24 protein-coding genes and 1 rRNA gene are annotated in these 21,758 nt (G+C 65.2%); 11 read left to right on the forward strand and 14 right to left on the reverse strand.

All coding sequences use genetic code 11. The features are described 5' to 3' along the window. The first annotated feature begins 10 nt into the window (after nucleotides 1–10). The 4 genes from rrf to C3Y15_RS27750 all read left to right on the forward strand — a co-directional run bounded on the left by rrf (nucleotide 11) and on the right by C3Y15_RS27750 (nucleotide 1,848). Nucleotides 11–123: ribosomal RNA gene (gene rrf, locus C3Y15_RS27730) — 5S ribosomal RNA — on the forward strand. A gap of 468 nt (nucleotides 124–591) precedes the next feature. Further along, the gene (gene cueR / locus C3Y15_RS27740) at nucleotides 592–996 is read left to right on the forward strand and encodes a Cu(I)-responsive transcriptional regulator (protein WP_011885505.1); all 405 of its coding nucleotides are present in this window, start codon (nucleotides 592–594) and stop codon (nucleotides 994–996) included. A gap of 215 nt (nucleotides 997–1,211) precedes the next feature. Further along, on the forward strand, nucleotides 1,212–1,358 hold the full coding sequence (locus tag C3Y15_RS27745) for a DUF3563 family protein (RefSeq protein ID WP_011885504.1): 147 nt from the start codon (nucleotides 1,212–1,214) through the stop codon (nucleotides 1,356–1,358). A gap of 115 nt (nucleotides 1,359–1,473) precedes the next feature. Beyond that, nucleotides 1,474–1,848: a hypothetical protein gene (locus C3Y15_RS27750; RefSeq protein WP_011885503.1), complete on the forward strand. Its 375-nt coding sequence runs from the start codon at nucleotides 1,474–1,476 to the stop codon at nucleotides 1,846–1,848. Between the two features lie 14 nt (nucleotides 1,849–1,862). On the opposite strand, the gene rlmJ is transcribed toward C3Y15_RS27750, so the two are convergent. After that, the gene (rlmJ, locus tag C3Y15_RS27755) at nucleotides 1,863–2,708 is read right to left on the reverse strand and encodes a 23S rRNA (adenine(2030)-N(6))-methyltransferase RlmJ (RefSeq protein WP_011885502.1); all 846 of its coding nucleotides are present in this window, start codon (nucleotides 2,706–2,708) and stop codon (nucleotides 1,863–1,865) included. Nucleotides 2,709–2,830: 122 nt separating this feature from the next. Then, complete coding sequence (locus C3Y15_RS27760) at nucleotides 2,831–3,802, reverse strand: aldo/keto reductase (RefSeq protein ID WP_011885501.1); 972 nt, start codon at nucleotides 3,800–3,802, stop codon at nucleotides 2,831–2,833. A gap of 162 nt (nucleotides 3,803–3,964) precedes the next feature. On the opposite strand from C3Y15_RS27760, the gene C3Y15_RS27765 reads away from it, so the two are divergent. Continuing rightward, nucleotides 3,965–4,753, forward strand: coding sequence for a 3-hydroxybutyrate dehydrogenase (locus C3Y15_RS27765; protein WP_060043487.1), 789 nt, complete (start codon nucleotides 3,965–3,967; stop codon nucleotides 4,751–4,753). 149 nt (nucleotides 4,754–4,902) lie between these two features. On the opposite strand, the gene C3Y15_RS27770 is transcribed toward C3Y15_RS27765, so the two are convergent. Next, nucleotides 4,903–6,102, reverse strand: a complete 1,200-nt coding sequence (locus C3Y15_RS27770) for an amino acid aminotransferase (RefSeq protein WP_014723338.1) — start codon at nucleotides 6,100–6,102, stop codon at nucleotides 4,903–4,905. 258 nt (nucleotides 6,103–6,360) lie between these two features. On the opposite strand from C3Y15_RS27770, the gene uvrB reads away from it, so the two are divergent. The 5 genes from uvrB (at nucleotide 6,361) to C3Y15_RS27795 (ending at nucleotide 11,918) form a co-directional block, all read left to right on the forward strand. Beyond that, nucleotides 6,361–8,454 carry an excinuclease ABC subunit UvrB gene (gene uvrB / locus C3Y15_RS27775; protein ID WP_011885498.1) on the forward strand — a complete coding sequence of 698 codons (2,094 nt, stop codon included), beginning with the start codon at nucleotides 6,361–6,363 and terminating at the stop codon, nucleotides 8,452–8,454. A 232-nt stretch (nucleotides 8,455–8,686) separates the two neighbouring features. Beyond that, nucleotides 8,687–9,238, forward strand: coding sequence for an iron transporter (locus tag C3Y15_RS27780; RefSeq protein WP_011885497.1), 552 nt, complete (start codon nucleotides 8,687–8,689; stop codon nucleotides 9,236–9,238). 53 nt (nucleotides 9,239–9,291) lie between these two features. Continuing rightward, nucleotides 9,292–9,624 carry a cupredoxin domain-containing protein gene (locus C3Y15_RS27785; RefSeq protein WP_011885496.1) on the forward strand — a complete coding sequence of 111 codons (333 nt, stop codon included), beginning with the start codon at nucleotides 9,292–9,294 and terminating at the stop codon, nucleotides 9,622–9,624. 57 nt (nucleotides 9,625–9,681) lie between these two features. Continuing rightward, nucleotides 9,682–10,524 (forward strand): FTR1 family protein, encoded by an 843-nt coding sequence (locus tag C3Y15_RS27790; RefSeq protein ID WP_011885495.1) that lies wholly within the window; start codon nucleotides 9,682–9,684, stop codon nucleotides 10,522–10,524. Then, complete coding sequence (locus tag C3Y15_RS27795; RefSeq protein ID WP_041493864.1) at nucleotides 10,521–11,918, forward strand: 4Fe-4S binding protein; 1,398 nt, start codon at nucleotides 10,521–10,523, stop codon at nucleotides 11,916–11,918. Before C3Y15_RS27790 ends, C3Y15_RS27795 begins: the two co-directional genes overlap by 4 nt. Nucleotides 11,919–12,243: 325 nt before the next feature. Here the strand turns inward: C3Y15_RS27795 and C3Y15_RS27800 are convergent, their stop codons facing one another. From C3Y15_RS27800 to C3Y15_RS27810, 3 genes are all read right to left on the reverse strand, one after another. Then, nucleotides 12,244–12,489 carry a hemin uptake protein HemP gene (locus C3Y15_RS27800; protein ID WP_011885493.1) on the reverse strand — a complete coding sequence of 82 codons (246 nt, stop codon included), beginning with the start codon at nucleotides 12,487–12,489 and terminating at the stop codon, nucleotides 12,244–12,246. 151 nt (nucleotides 12,490–12,640) lie between these two features. Next, nucleotides 12,641–13,123, reverse strand: a complete 483-nt coding sequence (locus C3Y15_RS27805) for an SRPBCC family protein (RefSeq protein WP_011885492.1) — start codon at nucleotides 13,121–13,123, stop codon at nucleotides 12,641–12,643. A gap of 100 nt (nucleotides 13,124–13,223) precedes the next feature. Continuing rightward, complete coding sequence (locus C3Y15_RS27810) at nucleotides 13,224–14,096, reverse strand: pirin family protein (RefSeq protein WP_059560269.1); 873 nt, start codon at nucleotides 14,094–14,096, stop codon at nucleotides 13,224–13,226. A 122-nt stretch (nucleotides 14,097–14,218) separates the two neighbouring features. On the opposite strand from C3Y15_RS27810, the gene C3Y15_RS27815 reads away from it, so the two are divergent. Beyond that, nucleotides 14,219–15,199, forward strand: a complete 981-nt coding sequence (locus C3Y15_RS27815; RefSeq protein WP_034194834.1) for a LysR family transcriptional regulator — start codon at nucleotides 14,219–14,221, stop codon at nucleotides 15,197–15,199. A 372-nt stretch (nucleotides 15,200–15,571) separates the two neighbouring features. Here C3Y15_RS27815 and C3Y15_RS27820 read toward each other — a convergent pair whose 3' ends face one another. The 8 genes from C3Y15_RS27820 to C3Y15_RS27855 all read right to left on the reverse strand — a co-directional run. Then, nucleotides 15,572–16,000, reverse strand: a complete 429-nt coding sequence (locus C3Y15_RS27820; RefSeq protein ID WP_011885489.1) for a biopolymer transporter ExbD — start codon at nucleotides 15,998–16,000, stop codon at nucleotides 15,572–15,574. A 13-nt stretch (nucleotides 16,001–16,013) separates the two neighbouring features. Beyond that, a complete protein-coding gene (locus C3Y15_RS27825) occupies nucleotides 16,014–16,745 on the reverse strand; it encodes a MotA/TolQ/ExbB proton channel family protein (protein ID WP_011885488.1) in 732 nt (243 codons plus the stop codon). Nucleotides 16,746–16,779: 34 nt separating this feature from the next. Further along, complete coding sequence (locus tag C3Y15_RS27830) at nucleotides 16,780–17,520, reverse strand: energy transducer TonB (protein ID WP_011885487.1); 741 nt, start codon at nucleotides 17,518–17,520, stop codon at nucleotides 16,780–16,782. Nucleotides 17,521–17,737: 217 nt separating this feature from the next. After that, the gene (locus C3Y15_RS27835; RefSeq protein ID WP_011885486.1) at nucleotides 17,738–17,974 is read right to left on the reverse strand and encodes a (2Fe-2S)-binding protein; all 237 of its coding nucleotides are present in this window, start codon (nucleotides 17,972–17,974) and stop codon (nucleotides 17,738–17,740) included. A gap of 183 nt (nucleotides 17,975–18,157) precedes the next feature. Beyond that, entirely contained in the window at nucleotides 18,158–19,018 is an 861-nt protein-coding gene (gene murI / locus C3Y15_RS27840; RefSeq protein ID WP_014723333.1) for a glutamate racemase, read from the reverse strand. Nucleotides 19,019–19,055: 37 nt separating this feature from the next. Continuing rightward, nucleotides 19,056–19,532: a bacterioferritin gene (gene bfr, locus C3Y15_RS27845; RefSeq protein WP_011885484.1), complete on the reverse strand. Its 477-nt coding sequence runs from the start codon at nucleotides 19,530–19,532 to the stop codon at nucleotides 19,056–19,058. Between the two features lie 202 nt (nucleotides 19,533–19,734). Continuing rightward, nucleotides 19,735–21,258 carry a fumarate hydratase gene (locus tag C3Y15_RS27850; RefSeq protein WP_034194836.1) on the reverse strand — a complete coding sequence of 508 codons (1,524 nt, stop codon included), beginning with the start codon at nucleotides 21,256–21,258 and terminating at the stop codon, nucleotides 19,735–19,737. A gap of 42 nt (nucleotides 21,259–21,300) precedes the next feature. Continuing rightward, nucleotides 21,301–21,758, reverse strand: a 458-nt coding sequence (locus tag C3Y15_RS27855; protein ID WP_134206902.1) for a TIGR00645 family protein, incomplete at its 5' end; no start/stop codon positions are given.

The following is a 21,758-nucleotide window of genomic DNA, read 5'->3' on the forward strand; positions in this document are numbered from 1 at the left end:
ACCCTCTTTGCCTGATGACCATAGCGAGTCGGTCCCACCCCTTCCCATCCCGAACAGGACCGTGAAACGACTCTACGCCGATGATAGTGCGGATTCCCGTGTGAAAGTAGGTAATCGTCAGGCTCCCTAAGCCGAGAACCCCCGCCTGAACAGGCGGGGGTTTTTGCATTGGCGCGGCAGAAAGAGCACTCGGCCAGTTGCATCGGCTCGAGTCGGCGGGATCGAACGAACCCGGTCGGTTTGCGATAGCTTGGTGATGTGCCCAGGACCGACTCGCTAGAAGCCACGCTGCTCACCAGGTTCACGACGAGTCGGCCCATATCCCCTGATCGTCACGCTGCCGCGGAACTGCTCATCGCCGGAACGCGCGATGCATCAAGCTGGCGATATCTGCGATGCATGTCCGGCGGCCACGCGCCAACGATCTCCTACTGGGCGCCACAGCCCCGCACGGCGATTATGGCAGTGACTATCATCCCGCCAACCGCTGTCTCCCCATCGCCGGAGTGCCGTCATGCAATTTGATACGATGGAAATAGGATCGATGGTCGCTGCCATCGGCGTTACCTTGAATCGAAACAGGGCGGGGCAATGAATATTGGCGACGCATCGCGTGAATCAGGCGTCAGCGCAAAGATGATCCGGTATTACGAGCAGGTCGGCCTTCTCGCACCCAGCAAGCGGAGCGATGCCGGTTACAGGCTCTACGGTCCGGACGAAATCCATACGCTGCGTTTCATCAGACAGGCGCGGCGGCTCGGCTTTCTCGTCGAGGATATCCGCAAGCTGCTGACGCTCTGGCAAGACCGGTCGCGGGCCAGTGCCGAGGTGAAGTCGATCGCGCTCGAACATGTGGCCGAGCTCGACAAACGCATCGCCGAATTGACCGACATGCGCGATACGCTCGCCGATCTGGCCGCGCACTGTCACGGTGACGGGCGACCCGAATGCCCGATTTTGGCGCGTCTGGCCGAACCGGTAGGCGAACCAGATTAGTGCATGTCTTCCAGGTCGCGAAAGACCCAGAAGCCAATTCGTAGAAAAATCAATGCATTACGAATGTCGCCTCACGATCCATTCCAAATTGGAATGGCAGCCATGCACGCATTTCACTGGCAACTTGGTGCAGCCCCGCTATAATTCGGGATAACCCTATACGGGAAATCCCTGAATCTCGATTCGCCAGGGGTCCCCCTTCCTTGGAGAACATCATGATCGCCTACATCGTTGAAAAGCTGAGCAACTGGTTCGAAACCGCCGAGCGCGAGCGCCGCGAAGCTTACCTGGCTACCTCGTCGGACATCGTCCAGCTCGAGAGCCGCATCCGTTCGCTCGAAACGAACGGCTACTCGCTGTAATCGAAGCAGTTGTCCGGTGCCGCGTGGCGCCGAATGAAAAGCAAGCCCCGTATTGACGGGGCTTTGTCTTTTTTGCGCCGCGGATCTGGCGGAATCGTCAGCGGGGCGCTATGGTATGGACCTGCTTTTCACCGGAAAAACGATCATGCGCTGGCATCCTGATGTGCGTCACCTTGCTTCCCGCGCGCGTCTCGGTCTGGGCGCTGCGGTGCTCATCCATGCGGTGGCCGCCGGCGCCGCCGCTTCGTCTGCGTCCCAGGCGTTGATTCTCGACACGCAACGCGGAATCGTCGATGGCAAGGGTGGCCTGGTGCTGCAAACGGCGCCGCTGTCGTCGGAGCCGATCGTCGAGCCCGCCGGCATACGCGCGCCGGCAGGACAAGGCGCGAATTCGTCGGTGCCGCTATTCGTTGCGCCCTATATCAACGTGCCCGGCTGGAACGTCGGGCCGGCGAATCAGCCGCGCCCGGCGCCGAGACCGCAGCCCTGAGGCGGCCCACGCGTTCAATTGCCGCGGTGTTCGATCTGATACCGCGCGCCACTGTCCTGTCCCAGGCGTTCGACGAGATACGGCAGCACTTCTTTCATGCTTTGCGCGAGCGTGTACGGCGGATTCAGGATGAACATCCCGCTGCCGTACAGGCCGAGTCCGTCCGCGGGCGGGTTCGACACCGTCAACGTCAAATGCAGCCAATTGTTCGGCTGCAGACGCTTGAGCTGTTCCGGAAAACGCTGCGACTCCATTCTCGCAACCTGCGGGTACCAGATCGCGTAACAACCGGTCGCGAAGCGCTTCAGGCATTCCGTCACGCAGCTGATGGTGCGCGCGTAGTCCTTCTTGTCCTCGTAGGACGGATCGATCAACACGAGCGCCCGTCGCGGCGGCGGCGGCAGCAGCGCCTTGATGCCCTCGAAACCGTCGCCGGCGAAGATCATCGCGCGACGCCCCGCATCGCGGAAGTTGTGACGCAACACGTCGATCTCCGTCGTGTGCATTTCGAACAGGCGCATCCGGTCCTGGTCGCGCATCAGTCGCCACGCGAGATACGGCGAGCCGGGGTAGTAGTGCAGTTCGCCGTCGGCGTTCAGTGCGCGCACTTCGTCGATGTAGTCGCTCAGCGCCTCCGGTACGCCCTTGTCGTTCCACAGCGGGCCGATGCCGGTGTCGAATTCCCCCGTCTTGGCCGCATAGCCGTCGCGCAGCGAATACACGCCGGCGCCGGCATGGGTGTCGACGTACCAGTACGACTTGTCCTTCTTGTTCAGATAGCGCAGCAGCTGGACGACGACGGTGTGCTTGAGCACGTCCGCGTGGTTGCCTGCGTGAAAACCGTGACGATAGCTGAGCATGACGAGCTGCCTGGAACGAGAGATGAATCGATGAAAGCGTGCGGTCGCGCGCGACGGTCGGGTCGCGCGCCGATGCGGCCGCGTATTGTACGCGACTGGTACGCGACTGCACGTGAGTCGCCTTACTCGTATGCGTCGCCGACGACGTCGTCGATGCGTTGCTTGAGCTCCGGCGTGAGCTTCGTCGCGACCTCGACGGCGCGCATGTTGTCGCCGATTTGCTCGAGCCGCGACGCCCCCGTAATGACCGAGCTCACGCGCGGATTCGCGAGCACCCATGCAATCGCCAGCTGCGCGGTGCTGCATCCGAGTTCCGCCGCGATGTCGCCGAGCCGCTCGACCACCTCGTTGCGAGCGCGGTCCGTGAGCCGCTCGCGCAGCCAGTCGTAGCCGTGCAGCTCGGCGCGGCTGCCCGGCGGCACGCCGTTGCGGTACTTGCCGGTGAGCAGGCCCGATGCCAGCGGGCTCCAGGTCGTCAGCCCGAGCCCGCAGTCGTCGTAGAGCCGCGCATATTCCTGCTCGACCCGCGTGCGATGAAACAGGTTGTATTGCGGTTGCTCGACCACCGGCTTGTGCAGATGATGGCGCTCGGCGATTTCATACGCGGCGCGGATGTCGTCGGCATTCCATTCGGAGGTGCCCCAATACAGCGCCTTGCCGCGCACGATCATGTCGCTCATCGCCCAGACGGTCTCCTCGATCGGCGTGTTCGGGTCCGGCCGATGGCAGTAGACGAGATCGACGTAGTCGAGCTGCAGCCGCCGCAGCGAGCCGTCGATCGCATTCAGCAGGTACTTGCGGTTCAGCGTGTGGTACTGATTCGGCGCTTCCGCGAGGCCCCAGAAGAACTTCGTCGACACGAGGTAACTGACGCGCGGCCAGCCGAGCGACTTGAGCGCCTGGCCCATGATCTCCTCGGATTTCCCGCCCGCATAAACTTCCGCGTTGTCGAAGAAATTGACGCCGGCATCGCGCGCCGCTGCGAGACATTCGCGGGCCGCCCGCTGATCCACCTGATTGCCGTAGGTCACCCACGAGCCGAGCGACAGTTCGCTGATCTGCAGGCCGGAGCGGCCGAGCCGTCGATAGTGCATACCAACCTCCGCGAGTCGTAACCGACCTTAAGCTTAGGCGTTTTGCGCGCGAACGGCGGGACCGATCGTGCACAATAGCGGCTGGCTCGCCCGCACGGACAGGCTATGACGGCTGCTGCTGCGGCGCGCGATTTTTCGAACGGGTAACGTAAGGAGACGGACATGGCAGCAGACCTGAATGGCAAGACCGCAGTCGTCACGGGCGCCGCGAGCGGCATCGGCAAAGAAATCGCGCTGGAGCTGGCGAAGGCCGGCGCGGCCGTCGCGATCGCAGATCTGAACCAGGACGGCGCGAACGCGGTGGCCGACGAGATCAACAAGGCCGGCGGCAAGGCGATCGGCGTCGCGATGGACGTCACCAACGAGGACGCGGTGAACAGCGGCATCGACAAGGTCGCCGAGACGTTCGGCTCGGTCGACATCCTGGTGTCGAACGCGGGCATCCAGATCGTCAACCCGATCGAGAACTACTCGTTCGCCGACTGGAAGAAGATGCAGGCGATTCACGTCGACGGCGCGTTCCTGACGACCAAGGCCGCGCTCAAGCACATGTACAAGGACGACCGCGGCGGCGTCGTGATCTACATGGGCTCGGTGCACTCGCACGAGGCGTCGCCGCTGAAGTCGGCGTACGTGACGGCCAAGCATGGGCTGCTGGGGCTCGCGCGCGTGCTGGCGAAGGAGGGCGCGAAGCACAACGTGCGCTCGCATGTGGTGTGTCCGGGCTTCGTGCGCACGCCGCTGGTCGACAAGCAGATTCCGGAGCAGGCGAAGGAGCTCGGCATCAGCGAAGAAGAAGTGGTGAAGAAGGTGATGCTCGGCAACACGGTGGACGGCGTGTTCACGACGGTGCAGGACGTCGCGCAGACGGTGCTGTTCCTGTCGGCATTCCCGAGCGCCGCGCTCACCGGCCAGTCGTTCGTCGTCAGCCACGGCTGGTTCATGCAGTGACGTGGCGGCCGCCACTGCGCGGGCCGTCGCGGCGCTCTCGCGCGCAGCGCATATGCAACGGCACAAAAAAACGCGCTCCATGGAGCGCGTTTTGCGTTTCGGCGCAGTCGGCAGCAGGCGGCGATGACGGCCGCCTTGCCGCCGCCGACTTACTTCAGCACCGCGGCGATGGCGTTCGCGACCGCGTCGAGGTTGCGCGTATTCAGCGCAGCCACGCAGATCCGGCCGGTGCCGACCGCGTAGATGCCGAATTCTTCGCGCAGACGATCGACTTGCGCCGACGTCAGTCCCGAATACGAGAACATCCCGCGTTGCGCGTTGATGAAGCTGAAGTCGCGCTCGACGCCGCTCGCCTTCAGGCGCTCGACGAGGCCGTTGCGCATCGCGCGGATGCGGTCGCGCATTTCGCCCAGTTCCTGCACCCACGATGCATGCAGTTCCGGCGATGCGAGCACCGCTGCGACGACGGCGCCGCCATGGGTCGGCGGGTTCGAGTAGTTGGTGCGGATCACGCGCTTGAGCTGCGACAGCACGCGCGTCGCTTCTTCCTTGCTCGACGTGATGATCGACAGCGCGCCGACGCGCTCGCCGTACAGCGAGAACGACTTCGAGAACGACGACGACACGAACGCGTTCAGGTCGGCGGCTGCGAACAGGCGCACGGCAGCCGCATCGGCGTCGATGCCGTCGCCGAAGCCTTGATACGCGATGTCGAGGAACGGCACGAGGTTGCGCGCCTTGACGACGTCGACGACCTGCTGCCATTGCGCTTCGGTCAGATCCACGCCGGTCGGGTTGTGGCAGCACGCATGCAGCACGACGATCGTGCCGGCCGCATAGCCGTTGAGCGCCGCCAGCATCGCTTCGAAGTTCACGCCGTGGGTCGCCGCGTCGTAGTACGGATATGCGACGACTTCGAAGCCGGCCGCTTCGAACAGCGCGCGGTGGTTTTCCCAGCTCGGATCGCTGATCGCGACCTTCACGTTCGGGTTCACGGTGCGCAGGAAATCGGCGCCGATCTTCAGCGCGCCCGTGCCGCCCAGCGCCTGCGCGGTGACCACGCGGCCTGCGGCGATCAGCGGCGAATCGTTGCCGAGCAGCAGCTTCTGCACGGCGGCGTCGTACGCGGCGATCCCGTCGATCGGCAGGTAACCGCGCGGCAGGCCCGCGTCGACACGCGCCTTCTCCGCTTCGCGAACCGCGCGCAGCAGCGGAATCTTGCCTTCTTCGTTCGTGTACACACCGACGCCGAGGTTGACCTTGGTCGGACGCGTATCGGCGTTGAAGGCTTCGTTCAGGCCCAGGATCGGGTCGCGGGGAGCAAGCTGGACAGCGGAGAAGAGCGACATGATGATTCGGCAGTAGTGAAAAGAGGGTCAGGCTTTCAGCCGGCGGGGCAGGCGCGGCGGACCGCGCGCCAGCGGCACGGCGCCGGAAAGCGCAGCAGCCCGATATTGTAGCGAATTCACGCTGGCCACGGCGGCGATTGCACCGCGTATCGCGATTTCGGACCCGGTTGGCGCGACCCCGCTCGTCAGGAGCCGTCAGCGGCCCGCGGCGCCGCGAAGCGCTAGAATGTTTTTTTGCCCACGCTCCGGCCGCACTCCATGTCCGAACATCACGCCGCAGTCGGCGACGCACTCGACGAATCGAAATTCGTGACCTTCGAAGGGTCGCCGTTCCAGCTGTACCAGCCGTATCCGCCCGCGGGCGACCAGCCGACCGCGATCGAGACGCTCGTGGAAGGCGTTCACGACGGGCTGTCGTTCCAGACGCTGCTCGGCGTGACCGGCTCGGGCAAGACCTTCACGATGGCCAACACGATCGCGCGGCTCGGCCGCCCGGCGATCGTGTTCGCGCCGAACAAGACGCTCGCGGCGCAGCTCTACGCCGAATTCCGCGAATTCTTCCCGCGCAACGCCGTCGAGTACTTCGTGTCGTACTACGACTATTACCAGCCGGAAGCGTACGTGCCGCAGCGCGACCTGTTCATCGAAAAGGACTCGTCGATCAACGAGCACATCGAGCAGATGCGGCTGTCGGCGACCAAGAGCCTGATGGAGCGCCGCGACGTGGTGATCGTCGCGACGGTGTCGGCGATCTACGGTATCGGCAACCCGTCCGAATATCACCAGATGATCCTGACGCTGCGCACCGGCGACAAGCTCGGGCAGCGCGACGTGATCGCGCGGCTGATCGCGATGCAGTACTCGCGCAACGAGCAGGACTTCCAGCGCGGCACGTTCCGCGTGCGCGGCGACACGATCGACATCTTCCCGGCCGAACATGCGGAGATGGCCGTGCGCGTCGAGCTGTTCGACGACGAGGTCGAGACGCTGCAACTGTTCGATCCGCTGACCGGCCGCGTGCGGCAGAAGATTCCGCGTTTCACCGTGTATCCGTCGTCGCACTACGTGACGCCGCGCGACACCGTGATGCGCGCGATCGAGACGATCAAGGACGAATTGCGCGAGCGCCTCGAGTTCTTCCACCGCGAAGGCAAGCTCGTCGAGGCGCAGCGGCTCGAGCAGCGCACGCGCTTCGACCTCGAGATGCTGCAGGAGTTGGGCTTCTGCAAGGGCATCGAGAACTACTCGCGGCACTTTTCCGGCGCGGCGCCCGGCGAGCCGCCGCCGACGCTCGTCGATTACCTGCCGCCCGACGCGCTGATGCTGCTCGACGAATCGCACGTGCTGATCGGCCAGCTGAACGGCATGTACAACGGCGACCGGGCGCGCAAGGAAAACCTCGTCAACTACGGCTTCCGGCTGCCGTCGGCGCTCGACAACCGGCCGCTCAAGTTCCCCGAGTTCGAGCGCAAGATGCGCCAGGTGGTGTTCGTGTCCGCGACGCCGGCCGATTACGAGCAGCGCGTGACCGGCCAGATCGCCGAACAGGTCGTGCGCCCGACCGGGCTCGTCGATCCGGAGATCGAAGTGCGCCCGGCAAGCTCGCAGGTCGACGACGTGCTCACCGAGATCAACGCGCGCGTGAGCGCCGGCGAACGCGTGCTGATCACCGTGCTGACCAAGCGGATGGCCGAGCAGCTGACCGAATTCCTCGCCGATCACGGCGTGAAGGTGCGCTACCTGCACAGCGACATCGATACGGTCGAGCGCGTCGAGATCATCCGCGACCTGCGCCTCGGCACGTTCGACGTGCTGGTCGGCATCAACCTGCTGCGCGAGGGGCTCGACATTCCGGAAGTGTCGCTGGTCGCGATCCTCGACGCGGACAAGGAAGGCTTCCTGCGCGCGGAGCGCTCGCTGATCCAGACGATCGGCCGCGCGGCGCGCAACGTGAACGGCAAGGCGATCCTCTATGCCGACAACATGACCGAGTCGATGAAGCGCGCGATCGGCGAAACCGAGCGGCGTCGCGCGAAGCAGATCGCGCACAACGAGAAGATGGGCATCACGCCGCGCGGCGTCGTGAAGCGCATCAAGGACATCATCGACGGCGTGTACAACGCCGACGACGCACGCGCGGAGCTGAAGGAAGCGCAACAGCGCGCGAAGTTCGAGGACATGTCGGAAAAGCAGCTCGCGAAGGAAATCAAGCGGCTCGAAAAGCAGATGGCCGACTACGCGAAGAACCTCGAATTCGAAAAGGCCGCGGCGACCCGCGACCAGCTCGCGCTGCTGCGCGAGCGGGTGTTCGGCGCGAACGTGGGCGATCACGTGAATGGCGCGGGCCGGTAAATTCTTCTTCCTGACGTCTCTGAAATGCACCGAAACCTGTTGGTAACACCGTTGTAAGCCTTGTCGGATCAGGGGTTTACGCGGTGTCTCGTTTGTTCCGAAGCCGGTTCGGTGCTAAACTCCGCATGTATTGAGAATAGTTCGCATTAACGTTCTTCATTGCGTTAGTGTTCCTGGCGGACCCTCCGGGAGGACGGCCCGCCGCGTACCAGGCAAATAACAAGGAGTGTCCATGTTGGGTTCTTCGTTCATCCGCACGTCGGTTGCGGTAGCGGCGGCGCTTGCCGCGATGTCGGCCTCGGCGGCCGAGTACCCGATCGGCAAGCAGCAGATCCAGGGCGGCATGGAAATCGGCGCGGTGTATCTGCAGCCGATCACGATGGATCCGGAAGGGATGATGCGCAAGGCATCGGATTCCGACATCCACCTCGAGGCCGACATTCACGCGGTCAAGAACAACCCGACCGGCTTCGCGGAAGGCGACTGGATGCCGTACCTGCAGGTCACGTACAAGCTGACGAAGCAGGGCGACGCGAAGTGGAAGGCCGAAGGCGACCTGATGGGCATGGTCGCGAGCGACGGCCCGCACTACGGCGACAACGTGAAGCTGGCCGGCCCCGGCAAGTATCACCTGACGATGATCGTCAAGCCGCCGATGCAGTCCGGCCACATGGCGTTCGGCCGTCACGTCGACAAGGAAACGGGCGTGGGCGCGTGGTTCAAGCCGATCACGCTCGAATACGACTTCCCGTTCGCCGGCATCGGCAAGAAGGGCGGGTATTGACCGGTGGCATCACGGACGGCGCGCCCGCGCGCCGTCGACGTAGAGAACCCAGAATGAAATTTCCCCAGAAAATCGCCGCCGCAGCCGCCGCGCTGTGGCTCGCCGGCGCCGCGCATGCCGCAGATCTGCCGACCTTCAAGCTCGAGATGACGGACGGCAAGCTCAACCCGGCCCGCATCGAAGTGCCGGCCGGCCAGCGCTTCAAGATCGAGATCCGCAATACGGGCAAGGGCGCCGCCGAATTCGAGAGCGTGCAGTTGCGCAAGGAGAAGGTGCTCGCGCCGGGCGCCGATTCGTTCGTGGTGGTCGCGCCGCTGTCGCCGGGCGAGTACAAGTTTTTCGACGATTTCCACCAGCAGGCGCAGGGCGTGATCGTCGCGAAGTAATGCGTTTTATCTGATTGCGGGCATGCGAGTGCGTTGCCCGCGCGTCAGGAGGATTCAATGGGTCAGATCTTGTTCATCGTGTGGCGAGAGAGCGTCGAAGCGCTGCTCGTCGTCGGCATCCTCTATGCGTGGCTGAAGAACGGCGACGACGACGCGCGCCGCGGCCTGCCGTTTCTGTGGGCGGGCGTTGCCGTCGGGCTGCTGATGGCGGTCGGTCTCGGCGCCGCGCTCGTCGGCTTCACCGAAGTGCTGTCCGGCGACGCGCAGGATTACTTCCAGACCGCGATGGTGCTGATCGCGTGCGTGCTGATCGTGCAGATGGTGCTGTGGATGCGCCGGCACGGCCGCACGCTCAAGCGCGACATGGAGCAATCGTTGCAGCGCAGTACGCGCGACTCGAACTGGTGGGGCGTCGCGGTGCTGGTCGCGCTCGCGATCGCGCGCGAAGGCAGCGAGACGGTGATTTTCCTGTACGGGCTCGGCTTCGGTCAGTCGGGGCATGTGGACGGCAGCCAGATGCTCGCGGTGCTGATCGGCCTCGGCCTCGCGTTCCTCACGTTCTATCTGCTGCAACTCGGCGGCAAGTACTTCTCGTGGCGGCATTTCTTCCGCGTCACCGAAGTGATGCTGCTGTTCCTCGGCGCCGGCCTGTTCCAGACCGGGGTCGACAAGCTGATCGACAAGGAGATCCTGCCGCTCGGCATCTCGCAGCTGTGGGATACGTCGGCGATTCTCGACGATTCGGGCACGTTCGGCTCGCTGGTGGCGACGCTGACCGGCTATCGCGCGCATCCGGCGCTGACCAACCTGATCGCCTATGCGGTGTACTGGGCCGTGGTGTGGCTGCTGATGAAGCGCGCGAGCCGTCGCCCGGCCGTTCCCGCGGGTCGCGCAGCATGAGTGTGGTCGCCGCAGCGAAGCCGGGCCGCCTCGCGCAGGTCGGCCAGTGGATGCAGCGCCACGGCGCGGTGATCCGCGGCATCCAGTGGGTCGTCGTCGCCGTCTATGCGTTCCTGATCATCGTGCCGGCCGTGCTGCCGTTGCCGGACGACTCCGCGCATCTGTGGAACAACCTCACGCTGATCGCGCAGTTCGTATTCTGGGGCATCTGGTGGCCGTTCGTGCTGCTGTCGATGGTGATGCTCGGCCGCGTCTGGTGCGGCGTGCTGTGCCCCGAAGGCGCGTTGACCGAATATGCGAGCAAGTTCGGCCGCGGCCGCGCGATTCCGCGCTGGATGCGGTGGGGCGGCTGGCCGTTCGTCGCGTTCGGGCTCACGACCATCTACGGGCAGATGGTCAGCGTCTACCAGTACCCGCTCGCGGTGCTGTTCGTGCTCGGCGGCTCGACCGTCGGCGCGATGGTGATCGGCCTGCTGTACGGCCGCGAAAAGCGCGTGTGGTGCAAGTACCTGTGTCCGGTGAACGGCGTGTTCGGTTTGCTGTCGCGGCTCGCGCCGATGCGCTACAAGGTCGACGAGGATGCGTGGCGCCGTTCGTACCGGAACGGCGAACACGGGCATCGCGTGATTCCGATCAACTGCGCGCCGCTGGTGCCGCTGCGCAACATGAAGGGCGCCGCCGGGTGCCATATGTGCGGCCGCTGCAGCGGCCATCGCGATGCGATCGCGCTGTCGTGGCGCGCGCCGTCTGACGAAGTCGTGAACCTCGGCGCGCAGCAGGCGAACCCGTGGGATACGGCGCTGATCCTGTACGGCCTGCTCGGCGTCGCGATCGGCGCGTTCCACTGGACCGTCAGCCCGTGGTTCGTGCAGATCAAGCAATGGCTCGCCGGCTGGCTGATCGATCGCGACATCACGTGGCCGCTCGAGACCAATGCACCGTGGTTCCTGCTCACGCACTATCCGGATCGCAACGACGTGTTCTCGTGGCTCGACGGTGGGCTGATCGTCAGCTACATCGTCGGCACGGGGCTCGTGTACGGCACCGCGCTGCTCCTGCTGCTGGCTGGCGCGACGCTGATGCTCGGCCGTTTCGATCGCGTGCGTCTGCATCATCTCGCGCAGGCGCTGATCCCGATCGCCGGAGCCGGCGTGTTTCTCGGCCTGTCGGCGACGACGCTGTCGCTGCTGCGGGCCGAACACGTGCCGCTCGACTGGGCGGCCGACGTGCGCATCGCGATCCTGGTGGCCGCGAACACGTGGAGCGCGTGGCTCGCATGGAAGGTCACGGGGCGCTATGCGCAAGGGCTGCGCCGCGTGGCCGCGTTCGCGTGGTTCGTGGTCGGCCTCGCGGTGGTCGACAGCGCGTGGTGGCTGATGTTCTGGGGATTCTGATGCGGCGTTGACGGCGTCGTCGCGGTGTAGTCTGCGATGCGTCGCGCAAGTGTGTCGCGGCAGGTGTCCGCATCGCCGCGCAGTAGCCGGCTCGATCGCCCACTGCCCATTCGCCTGCGTTTTCTCTGGCGCACAAATGAAAAGCGACACGTCCTTCGACGTGTCGCTTTTTTGTTGCCTCTGCGAGAACCAAAAAAGTGGCTTGGCTTGCTGCAACGGCTGCTTGAGTAGGTTTGCACGAAGGGGTCTAGATCTCGCGTGCAAGCCGTTGCGCTGGCTAATGCCCAACACCTCTCAGGGAGGTGGTCCCCACAATACCCGGTTGCTACTTCGTCAGGATCAACTTGCCGAGCCGCGTGGCGCGAAGCTGATACGTCTCACCGTTATGCGCGATGCTGATGTGGCTGTGGCCTTGCAGCAGCGCGTCGCTGTTCAGCGTGCGCGTGCCGCTGTCGCGGCTTGCCGCAGGCTTCGCGGACGTCGTGACCGCTGCCGTCTTCGGACGGTTGCCGCTTGCGGCGCCAGTGGTTCGGCGCAAGGTCAGCGTGGTCGGGCGCATGGTGTCGGTCATTCGGTTGATCGGTGACTGTCGATACGATGGAATGAATTCTAAATGATAATCATTCCCATTGAAAAGAACTCTTTCGCGATCGGGAAGGGTCGCTCGATAGACAAAGCCAAAGAGGCGGCCCGCAGGCCGCCGCGCTCGATGAGCCGGTGAATCAGTGAAGCGGGTCGGGCGCCTTGCGGCCCTGCGCGTACTCGCGGATCAGGCGCACGGTGTCGATATCCGACGTGCGATACGCTTCCTTCACGATGCCGTGCGTCTGACGCGCTTCCTCGCTGTCGTCGGAGACGGTCAGCGTCGTCCGGTATTCGAAACGCAGGAACAGCTCGCGATCGTCGCGTTCTTCGATCGTCATCGTCAGCGAGCCGCCGATTTCGCCGCTGGCCGCATGGATGTCGTAGCGCACCTGCTGATACGGCGTGAACGTCACGCGGTCGCGCACGGTCGCGTGGCCGTAGTGCAGTTCGCGCTCCAGCGTGGTTTCCGTGCGCTCGTGGACGACACAGCTGTCGAGGCCGATCACGAACAGCTGCGGCTGTTCGGCACGCAGCACGAGGCCTTCCCACAACTGGTCGCGGGTCAGGGACGGCACGGCCGGATCGTCGGAGTTGATCTGGATCAGATGTTCGAAGTTCAAGGGGACGGGTTCCTTCTGGTGGCCGGCGGCCACGTGGTTCAAGAAGTTATTGTGACGCAAAACGAATCGCTTCGCGGCGCCTGCGGCCCGTCGCGCGGCGTCACGCGTGAATCGCGCCCATCCGGCCCGTCTGATAGTCGACGACGGCCTGGCGGATTTCCTCTTCGGTGTTCATCACGAACGGGCCGTAGCGCACGATCGGCTCGTTGAGCGGGGCGCCGCCGATCAGCAGCAGATCGAGCGGCGTGTCGCCGGCCTCGAATGTGACCGCGTCGCCGTCGTCGCCGTAGACGATCATGTGCCGCGCCTCGACCGGCCGCCGCTCGGGGCCGTAGCGGCCCGTGCCTTCGAGCGCATAGGCGAAAACGCGATAGCCTGCCGGCACCGGCTGCGCGACGGTGGCGCCCGGTTGCAGCGTGAAATGCTGATACAGGATCGGCGTGCGCGTTTCGATCGCCGCGCGCACGCCGAGCGCTTCGCCGGCGATCACGCGCACTTCCACACGACCGTCCGGCGACTTCGCGCGCGGAATGCGATCTGCGGCGATTTCCTGGTAGCGCGGCGCGATCAGCTTGTCGCGCCGTGGCAGATTGACCCACAGCTGGAAGCCGTGCGAGCGCCCGCCCGTCTGCGCGAACGCGGGGTCCGGCATTTCGCTGTGGACGAGGCCGGCGCCGGCGGTCATCCACTGCACGTCGCCGGGCCCGAGCGTGCCGGCATGGCCGGCCGAATCGCGGTGGCGAAAGCGCCCGTCGAGCACGTAGGTGACGGTTTCGAAGCCGCGATGCGGATGGTCGGGCGCGCCCTTGGCCTCGCCGGGCGCGTAGTCGACGGGCCCCATCTCGTCGAGCAAGAGGAACGGATCGAAATCCATCAGCAGGCGTGTCGGGAACGGGCGGTGGACCACGAAGCCACCGCCTTCGGTCGTGCGAAGCGCGGGGTAGGTGCGGTCGAGCGAACGAGCGGTCGTCATGCAGTAGCCCTCGGTGATATCGGAATAGCGTTATTTTTGAAACATAGCGCTATTATATTGGGCGTTTTCCGGTCCGATTTGCGGTGCTCCGCAATGGATTGTTCTGAAATTGGAACGATGACATGAACATCGATGCACACAACCTGAACGACCTCATGTACTTCTCGCAGGTCGTCGAGCATGGCGGCTTCTCGGCCGCGGAACGCGTGCTCGGTATCTCCAAATCGCGCCTGTCGCGACGGCTGACGGAACTCGAGGCCGCGCTCGGCGTGCGGCTGCTGCAGCGTTCGACGCGCAAGCTCGCGCTGACCGAGGCCGGCGAGCTGTTCTACCAGCATTGTCAGGCCATGCTGGCCGAAGCGCAGGCGGCGATGAACGCGGTGCAGCAACTGCGCGCGTCGCCGCGCGGGTCGGTGCGCGTGAGCGTGCCCGTCACGCTGTCGCAGACGATGCTGTCGCGCATCCTCCCCGAATTCCTGCACCGCTATCCGGAGGTGAAGGTGCACATCCGCGTGACGAATCGCGTGATCGACCTGTTCGAGGATTCGATCGACGTCGCGTTGCGCGTGCGCTCGGAGCCGCCGCAGAACGCGAATATCGTCGTGCGGCCGTTGTGGCGCACCGAGCAGATGCTGGTCGGCGCGCCGAGCCTGCTGAGCCAGCATGCGCCGCCTCTCGTGCCCGCCGATCTCGCGCGCTTCGAGACGCTCGATACGCCGAGCGTGGACGGGCGGCACGTGTTCACGCTGATCGCGCCGGACGGCACGCGCCACCTGCACGAACACGACCCGCGGCTCGTCACGGCCGACCTGATGACGATCCGCGAGGCCGTGCTCGACGGCCTCGGCATCGCGGCGTTGCCCGAGATGATGTACGGCAATGCGTTGCGCGCCGGGCAGCTGTCGCCGGTGATGCCGGGCTGGACGCTGCCGGTGCCGCAACTCTATGCGGTGTTCGTGTCGCGGCAGGGCATGCCGCCGGCGGTGCGCGCTTTCGTCGACTACCTGGTGGAGAAGCTCGACCACGGCGAATACAAGCAGCCCGGTTGCCCCGAACGTGCGAAGCAGGAAGCGGCAGCGGCGGCGGCCGTTACGGCCCAGTGAAGCCAGCACGCCGCGCGCCGGCAAATTTGTTTTGTCATTGAAGCGCGGGCTGCAATCGCAAAGTTCAATCGGCGGGTTCTTGAATGCGTGCGCGGGCCGGCCTATATTGAAATCCCATTTCGCGAAGGAGGTTCTGAGCGGAATCCGGTGGCCGCATATGTTGCGAGCCAGATAGGGCAGAGAAGCGCAGTCCGTGCAGACCACGGTAGCCGCATTTGCGTTGCTCGAGGCGTAACCGATACCGCCGAAGAGCCCGCCGCCCGAAGGCGCCCGCGTGCGCATGAAAAAAGGCCTTCATCTGGCGATGAAGGCCTTTTACTTTGTGGCGGACCAGTCAGGTACGGGCGCGCGTGCCGGCCCGCGCGCGCCGCGTCACTTCGCTTTGGCGGCCGGCACCGTCACGAAGCCGAGTTTCGTCAGGCCGCCGGCCTGCGCATCGGACATCACTTCGGCCACCCGTTCGTAGGCCACCTTGCGATCGGCGCGCAGATGCAGCTCCGGCTGCGGCTGATGCTTCGCCGCTTCCGCGATATGCGCCTGCAATTGCTCGCGCGTGACCGTCTGGTCGTTCCACAGGATCGTGCCGTTGCCCTGGATCGCGACGTCGACCGTCTGCGGCTTTTCGTCGACGGGCTGGCTGCTCGCGTGCGGCAGGTCGATCTTCACCGCGTGCTGCATGGCCGGGATCGTCACGAGGAAAATGATCAGCAGAACGAGCATCACGTCGACGAGCGGTGTCATGTTGATCTCGCTCATCACGCCATCGTCGTCGTCGTCGCTGAAGCCGGTGTTCATTGCCATGGTCGACCTCGTCTCAGCTTGCGCGCGTCGCGAGGCGCAGGCCGTCGCGCGGCGACGACGAGGCGAGGCGCGCGCCCGTCACGAAGTAGGCGTGCAGCCCGTGCGCGAAGCGGCGCAGCTTGCTGGCGATACCCTTGTTCGCGCGCGTCAGCGCGTTGTAGCCGAGCACCGCCGGAATCGCGACGAACAGGCCGAAGGCCGTCATGATCAGCGATTCGCCGACGGGGCCCGCGACCTGGTCGATCGACGTCTGGCCGGTCGCGCCGATCGCGAGCAGCGCGTGATAGATGCCCCACACCGTGCCGAACAGGCCGACGAACGGCGCCGTGCTGCCGATCGACGCGAGAATCGCGAGGCCGGCCTGCATCCGCGAAATGCCTTCGTCCATCGTGTCCTTCAGGCAGCGCGTGACCCAGTCCGACACGTCCATGCGGTCGTGCAGGTGCGGCTGCGTCTGATGGTGGTGGTCGGCCGCTTCCTTGCCCGACAGCGCGAGCGCGAGGAACGGGTTGTCGCCCGGCGTCGATGCGGTGAGACCGAGCTTCTTGATGCCGTCGTCGAAGTCGTCCGAATGCCAGAACGCCTGCTCGGCATTCTTCGTCAGCCGGTTCAGGCGAATCACGTTCCAGCCCTTGACGACGATCACGATCCACGACAGGACCGACATCACGAGCAGCGTGATCGCGATGGCGCGTGTGACGAAATCACCTTGCGCCCAGACGTGCGCGATACCGTAGCTTTGCATTTTTGTTTCCTTTGAATCTTCCGGATAAGGCAGGTTAGTCGGTGAGCCCGAAGTTGTAGGGCTGTGTGCGGGCGGCGCGGATCGCCTGCCCGTTCTCGATGTAGGGGCGGCAGGTCGTCGCGCGCATCGCGTCGAGGGCGGCATCGTCGAGGCGCGGATAGCCGCTGCTCTTCTGCAGTTCGACGCTTTCGATCTTGCCGGTCACGCCGACCACGAAATGAACATAGGCGGTACCCGCTTCGCCGCGACGACGCGACATCGACGGATAGTCGGGCTTCACGAAGTTGCACTGTAGCGCCGCCACGTTCTTCGGCGCGCTGACCTGCATCGTTTCGCGGGCGGGAGCCGGCGTCGCGGCCGGTGCCGCCGGTGCCACGGCCGCGGGCGCTGCCGGTGCGGGCGTCGGGTCGGCTGCCGGGGCAGGCGTCGGCGACGGCGCGGGCGACGGTGCGAGCGGCTGCGGCGTCGGCTTCGCCGCCTTCTGCACGGGCTTCGGTTCGGCCTTCGGCTTCACGCGCGGCACGGGCTTCGGCGGCGCGGGCTGCGCGATCGATTCGGCGGCGACCTGCTGTGCGATCGGCTCCGGCGGGATGAGCTGCGCGGTGATCGACTGGACTTCGACGGATTTCGGCGGTGGCGCGCTGCGATGGAGCCACGCGGCCGTCAGCATGAGCGCGTGTGCGGCGAGCACACCGATCGCGACGGTGATGACCCGGGGATTCATACGTGATGCAGCCGGCATGATGCCGGCAGGAGCGGATTGCGAAGCCTGCATGTTAGCTTGAAAGAACGATGTCGCACCCTGAGCGCGGCGGGCGGGGCGGCATCATTTGCGGAAGATCAGCAGCGAGATGCACACGGTAGTCACGAATCCGATCAGCAATTCCATCACAGGCTCCTTCGCAGGTAAGCCGCTGGCTCGCACGGACGGTGGCTGGCTGACGGTCGAAACAAAAAATGCGGCCGCGGCCGCATGGGCATACCGGCGCCGCTCAGGCGGCCTTGCGATCGTAGAACGTCACCGGGATCGGGTGAGCGTGGTGTTCGACACCGCACCGGCTCGCACAGACGCCTTGCTCGGCCATCAGGTCGCGTACGGACTCCTCGCACTTGCCGCAGCACGTGGCCACGCCGAGTTCGAACTGGAGTTCATCGAAAGAACTCACGCCCTCGGCGAGGGACGCGCGGATCTTGCGATCGGAGACGGACTTGCACACGCAGACGATCATGATGAGTTGCGATAGCTAACGGTAATGCGAATTATTATCATTAAATTTATGCGGGTTGACAAGGGCGGTGCGGGCTTTTTTTAAGACCATCGGACCCCTCAAACGCGCGGCGGGGCGGCGTGCGTAGGCAGCAGGCGGCGAGAGGCAGGCAGGAAGCGAAAGCCGACGGGCGACCGCGGTGCGTCAAACGGTCGCGCAGTCGCGCGCGTTCGGTGACGCAATGGTGACGGTCTCGACGGGCACGTCGAGGCCAAGCAGCGTCGACGCCAGTGCGCGCAATTGCACGCCGTCGCTGGTCGAGCAGAAGCGCGGCGGCGCGGCGGGCGCGCCGGTCGGCGCGCGCAGCCCGCGCTCGTCGAGCACGCGGGCGAGTTGCCGCGCGATCGCGTCGCTCGTGTCGACGATCGTCAGGCGATCGCCGACGAGGTCGCGAATCGCCGCCGTGAAGAATGGGTAATGCGTGCAGCCGAGCACGAGCGTGTCGGCGCCCGCGTCGATCATCGGTTGCAGGTAGCGTTCGAGCAACGCGCGCAAGGCGGGGGAATTCGTGTCGCCGCGCTCGATCGCCTCGACGAGCCCGTGGCCCGGCTGGCAGATGAAGCGTCGGCCGGCGCCGTAGCGATCGAGCAGCGCCTGAAAGCGCGGGCTGTTCAGCGTCGATTGGGTGGCAAGCACGCCGGCGACGCCGGTCGCGGACACCGCGGCGGCCGGCTTGATGCCCGGCTCGACGCCGACGAGCGGGATCGACAGCCGTTCGCGGACGGCCGCGATCGCGCGTGCCGTGGCCGTGTTGCATGCGACGACGAGCGCTTTCGCTCCGTCGCGCGCGAGCCATTCGCAGATCGCCAGCGTGCGCTCCGTGATGAACGCCTCGTCGCGCGGGCCGTACGGCGCATGGCGCGAGTCGGCGACGTAGACGAACGATTCGCCGGGCAGCTGCGCGCGCACGGCGCGCAGCACCGACAGCCCGCCGAGCCCCGAATCGAAGATGCCGATCGGCGCGGTGGGGCGGGCTGCGGAAGCGGTGGAACGGTTCGTCGTCATGCGCGGGCGAAGCGGGCGATCCTGGCGAGCGTGCCGGTTACTCCGGCGAACCCATCATCGTCTGCTGATAGTTCTGCAGGCCGACCTTGCCGATCAGGTCGATCTGCGTTTCGAGCCAGTCGATATGCTCTTCGGTGTCGTCGAGGATCTTTTCGAAGATCTCGCGCGATACGTAATCACGCACCGATTCGCAGTAGGCGATCGCTTCCTTGCACGTCGCCTGCGAGATCTGCTCGAGCTTCAGGTCGCACTTCAGGATCTCTTCGGTTTCCTCGCCGACCAGCAGTTTGTGCAGGTCCTGCAGATTCGGCAGGCCGTCGAGCATGAACACGCGCTCGATCAGCCAGTCGGCGTGCTTCATTTCGCCGATCGATTCGTCGTATTCGTGCTTGCCGAGCTTTTCGAGGCCCCAGTGCTTGTACATGCGCGCATGCAGGAAGTACTGGTTGATCGCGGTGAGTTCGTTCTTCAGTTGGGCGTTCAGATATTCGATGACTTTCTTGTCGCCTTGCATGGCTGTTCCTTGATCGGTGGGGCTTCAGAAACCGAACGATAATCGCTCGAACGGGAAAAGCCAAGCGTCGAAGCCTGGCCGCGGCTGGCCATTGCACGCGATGCGCGGCGGCCGTCGTGCGCGTGCCGCGGCCGATGTCGGCCACGACAAGTAAAAAGGCCGGACTCGCGTCCGGCCTTGTGCGCGAGCGGGTTCGCGCCGCTTAAGCGGTTGCGACCGGGATCTTGCCGATCTTCGCCTGCCATTCCTTCGGACCGGTCTGGTGCACCGACGTGCCCGACGAATCGACCGCCACCGTCACCGGCATGTCCTGCACGTCGAACTCGTAGATCGCTTCCATGCCGAGGTCTTCGAATGCGAGCACCTTCGCGCCGCGGATCGCCTTCGACACCAGGTATGCCGCGCCGCCGACCGCCATCAGGTACGCGGCCTTGTGCTTCTTGATCGCGTCGATCGCGACCGGGCCGCGTTCCGCCTTGCCGACCATCGAGATCAGGCCCGTCTGCGCGAGCATCATCTCGGTGAACTTGTCCATCCGCGTGGCCGTCGTCGGGCCGGCCGGGCCGACCACTTCGTCACGCACCGGATCGACCGGACCGACGTAATAGATCACGCGGTTGGTGAAGTCGACCGGCAGCTTCTCGCCCTTCGCGAGCATGTCGGCGATGCGCTTGTGCGCAGCGTCGCGGCCCGTGAGCATCTTGCCCGACAGCAGCAGCGTCTGGCCCGGCGTCCAGCTCGCGACTTCTTCCGGCGTCAGCGTGTTCAGGTCGACGCGCTTGCTCGTCTCGGTGTTCGGTTCCCACTGGACCTTCGGCCATGCGTCGAGCGACGGCGCTTCGAGCTTCGCCGCGCCCGAGCCGTCGAGCACGAAGTGCGCGTGGCGCGTCGCCGCGCAGTTCGGGATCAGGGCGACCGGCTTCGACGCCGCGTGCGTCGGCGCGGCCATGATCTTCACGTCGAGCACGGTCGCCAGGCCGCCGAGGCCCTGTGCGCCGATGCCGAGCGCGTTGACCTTCTCGTGCAGCTCGACACGCAGTTCCTCGATCCAGTCCTTCGGGCCGCGCGCGATGATTTCCTGGATGTCGATCGGCTCCATCAGCGATTCCTTCGCCATCAGCATCGCCTTTTCGGCGGTGCCGCCGATGCCGATCCCGAGCATGCCCGGCGGGCACCAGCCCGCGCCCATCGTCGGGACCGTCTTCAGCACCCAGTCGACGATCGAATCGGACGGGTTCAGCATCACGAACTTCGACTTGTTCTCCGAGCCGCCGCCCTTCGCCGCCACCTGCACGTCGACCTTGTCGCCCGGCACGATCTCGTAGTGGATCACGGCCGGCGTGTTGTCCTTGGTGTTCTTGCGGGCGCCTTCCGGCGGATTGACGATCGACGCGCGCAGGACGTTGTCCGGGTGCGTGTAACCGCGGCGCACGCCTTCGTTGATCATGTCGGTGACGCTCATCGTCGCGCCGTCCCAGCGCACGTCCATGCCGACCTTCACGAAGACCGTCACGATGCCGGTGTCCTGGCAGATCGGGCGCTTGCCTTCCGCGCACATGCGGCTGTTCGTGAGGATCTGCGCGATCGCGTCCTTCGCGGCCGGGCTCTGCTCGAGCTCGTACGCGCGGCCGAGCGCCTGGATGTAGTCGAGCGGGTGGTAGTAGCTGATGTACTGCAGCGAATCCGCGATGCTCTGGATCAGGTCTTCCTGTTTGATGACGGTCATGGCTGAGACTCTGTGGGACAGTGGGGAATGCATGGGCGGCCGTCAGGCCGCCGGTCGGGACGCCGCTGACGCGTGCGCCTCGTGGAAATGGGCCGGGTGCGTGTGCGTCGTCAGGCGGTCGACCCACGCCATCACGAGCGCCGACACCAGGAACGACAGGTGGATGAGTACCTGCCACATGATCGCGTGCGTCGTGTGCTGATCGGGATTGATGAAGGTCTTCAGCAGGTGGATCGACGAGATGCTGATCAGCGCCATCGACAGCTTGACCTTCAGCACGCCGGCGTTCACGTGGTCGAGCCACTCGGGCTCGTCGGGATGGCCTTCGATGCCCAGGCGCGACACGAACGTTTCGTAGCCGCCGACGATCACCATGATCAGCAGGTTCGAGATCATCACCACGTCGATCAGGCCGAGCACCGCGAGCATCACGGTGACCTCGTCGAGGCCGCTCGCGTGCGACAGCAGGTGCCAGACTTCCTTCAGGAACAGGAACACAT

Origin of the sequence: Burkholderia sp. B10 (assembly GCF_004368385.1) — a bacterium.
In the GTDB taxonomy this organism is placed as follows: Bacteria; Pseudomonadota; Gammaproteobacteria; order Burkholderiales; family Burkholderiaceae; genus Burkholderia; species Burkholderia vietnamiensis.

Bases quoted from the DNA above. Each gene is read 5' to 3' on its own strand.
- cueR (WP_011885505.1), top strand. From the start codon at position 592: ATGAATATTGGCGACGCATCGCGTGAATCAGGCGTCAGCGCAAAGATG.
- C3Y15_RS27745 (WP_011885504.1), top strand. From the start codon at position 1,212: ATGATCGCCTACATCGTTGAAAAGCTGAGCAACTGGTTCGAAACCGCC.
- C3Y15_RS27750 (WP_011885503.1), top strand. From the start codon at position 1,474: ATGGACCTGCTTTTCACCGGAAAAACGATCATGCGCTGGCATCCTGAT.
- rlmJ (WP_011885502.1), bottom strand. From the start codon at position 2,708: ATGCTCAGCTATCGTCACGGTTTTCACGCAGGCAACCACGCGGACGTG.
- C3Y15_RS27760 (WP_011885501.1), bottom strand. From the start codon at position 3,802: ATGCACTATCGACGGCTCGGCCGCTCCGGCCTGCAGATCAGCGAACTG.
- C3Y15_RS27765 (WP_060043487.1), top strand. From the start codon at position 3,965: ATGGCAGCAGACCTGAATGGCAAGACCGCAGTCGTCACGGGCGCCGCG.
- C3Y15_RS27770 (WP_014723338.1), bottom strand. From the start codon at position 6,102: ATGTCGCTCTTCTCCGCTGTCCAGCTTGCTCCCCGCGACCCGATCCTG.
- uvrB (WP_011885498.1), top strand. From the start codon at position 6,361: ATGTCCGAACATCACGCCGCAGTCGGCGACGCACTCGACGAATCGAAA.
- C3Y15_RS27780 (WP_011885497.1), top strand. From the start codon at position 8,687: ATGTTGGGTTCTTCGTTCATCCGCACGTCGGTTGCGGTAGCGGCGGCG.
- C3Y15_RS27785 (WP_011885496.1), top strand. From the start codon at position 9,292: ATGAAATTTCCCCAGAAAATCGCCGCCGCAGCCGCCGCGCTGTGGCTC.
- C3Y15_RS27790 (WP_011885495.1), top strand. From the start codon at position 9,682: ATGGGTCAGATCTTGTTCATCGTGTGGCGAGAGAGCGTCGAAGCGCTG.
- C3Y15_RS27795 (WP_041493864.1), top strand. From the start codon at position 10,521: ATGAGTGTGGTCGCCGCAGCGAAGCCGGGCCGCCTCGCGCAGGTCGGC.
- C3Y15_RS27800 (WP_011885493.1), bottom strand. From the start codon at position 12,489: ATGACCGACACCATGCGCCCGACCACGCTGACCTTGCGCCGAACCACT.
- C3Y15_RS27810 (WP_059560269.1), bottom strand. From the start codon at position 14,096: ATGACGACCGCTCGTTCGCTCGACCGCACCTACCCCGCGCTTCGCACG.
- C3Y15_RS27815 (WP_034194834.1), top strand. From the start codon at position 14,219: ATGAACATCGATGCACACAACCTGAACGACCTCATGTACTTCTCGCAG.
- C3Y15_RS27820 (WP_011885489.1), bottom strand. From the start codon at position 16,000: ATGGCAATGAACACCGGCTTCAGCGACGACGACGACGATGGCGTGATG.
- C3Y15_RS27825 (WP_011885488.1), bottom strand. From the start codon at position 16,745: ATGCAAAGCTACGGTATCGCGCACGTCTGGGCGCAAGGTGATTTCGTC.
- C3Y15_RS27830 (WP_011885487.1), bottom strand. From the start codon at position 17,520: ATGCAGGCTTCGCAATCCGCTCCTGCCGGCATCATGCCGGCTGCATCA.
- C3Y15_RS27835 (WP_011885486.1), bottom strand. From the start codon at position 17,974: ATGATCGTCTGCGTGTGCAAGTCCGTCTCCGATCGCAAGATCCGCGCG.
- murI (WP_014723333.1), bottom strand. From the start codon at position 19,018: ATGACGACGAACCGTTCCACCGCTTCCGCAGCCCGCCCCACCGCGCCG.
- bfr (WP_011885484.1), bottom strand. From the start codon at position 19,532: ATGCAAGGCGACAAGAAAGTCATCGAATATCTGAACGCCCAACTGAAG.
- C3Y15_RS27850 (WP_034194836.1), bottom strand. From the start codon at position 21,258: ATGACCGTCATCAAACAGGAAGACCTGATCCAGAGCATCGCGGATTCG.